Raw genomic sequence first — 464 nt, forward strand, 5'->3', positions numbered from 1 at the left:
GGCCTTCATCACGTCGCAGTTCGGCGTGGCGGTCGCCCGCGGCGAGACGTTGGTGACCAGGTTGGGCAGGGAGTCGATCTCGACCGTGGTGACGATCCGCAGCGAGGCGTACTTCGGGTCGGCGAGGATGGTCTTGATCGGGTCGATGTACTCGCTCTTGTAGCGGTCGATCTCCGTGGGGCCGAGCTCGCCGTTGGAGGCGAGGGCGGCGCAGTCGCGGCCCGGCAGGTTGTAGATGACCAGCTGGACGACGAGCTCGCCGGAGCCCTTCTGTTCCAGGGCCTCGTCGAGGTGGTCCCGCAGACCCATCTTGCCGCCCGCCCCGTTGATGGCGGCGGTGCGGTCCAGCCAGACGCCGGTGGGCTCGTTCGCGATACGGCTGCCGCCCGGCTCGGCGGCGGCGTTCGCGGACCACTCGGGGTTCACGTAGACCTTGGCGCCGTCGTAGGGGTTGTCGACACGGT

General features: G+C 69.2%; 1 protein-coding gene. It reads right to left on the minus strand.

The features are described 5' to 3' along the window. Window positions 1–464 (minus strand): glycoside hydrolase family 6 protein (locus tag LPA54_RS37990; RefSeq protein ID WP_228984959.1); only part of this gene is annotated, 464 nt, incomplete at both ends.

This window comes from Streptomyces sp. DH12 (assembly GCF_020873895.1).
GTDB lineage: Bacteria > Actinomycetota > Actinomycetes > Streptomycetales > Streptomycetaceae > Streptomyces.